This window comes from Streptomyces sp. BE20 (assembly GCF_036322525.1).
Lineage (GTDB): Bacteria > Actinomycetota > Actinomycetes > Streptomycetales > Streptomycetaceae > Kitasatospora.
The window spans coordinates 1-384 of sequence record NZ_JAQYWW010000407.1 but is presented as its reverse complement, the minus strand read 5'-3'; the positions used below and the strand labels follow the sequence as shown (position 1 = coordinate 384).

Annotated in this window: 1 pseudogene; it reads right to left on the bottom strand. The window is 74.5% G+C overall.

The features are described 5' to 3' along the window. Positions 1-224, bottom strand: a pseudogene (locus PUR61_RS03050) (hypothetical protein); the annotation flags it as partial. Positions 225-384: the final 160 nt, after the last annotated feature.

Here is a 384-nt window from a genome sequence, read left to right as displayed (position 1 = left end):
TGCCCGTACCACCCGTGCAGGTAGACGGTGACGCCGGTGGTGGCCGGCCCGGTGGTGAAGGTGGTGGAGAGCTGGTGCCAGCCGCTCCCGCCGGGCGTCCAGACGGCGGGGTCGGTGACGCCGTTGCCGGTCGTGCCGTTGTTCATGTTGGTCGTGTACTGGCCGCCGCGGGTGCCGTCCTTGAGCTGGTACGTGGACCCGCTCTGGGTGGTGGTCAGCGGCACGTTGCCGACGAAGACGCCCTGGCCGGTGCCGGGGCGCGGGGGAGCCCCGGTGTTCCGGTGGGGATCGCCCCGGTCCTGGTGACGGGGGCGGGGACGTGCGGAAGCGAGGCCCGCGCACTCCTGGACTGCGCGGCTCGGACGCCCCGGGGGCACGTCGCGG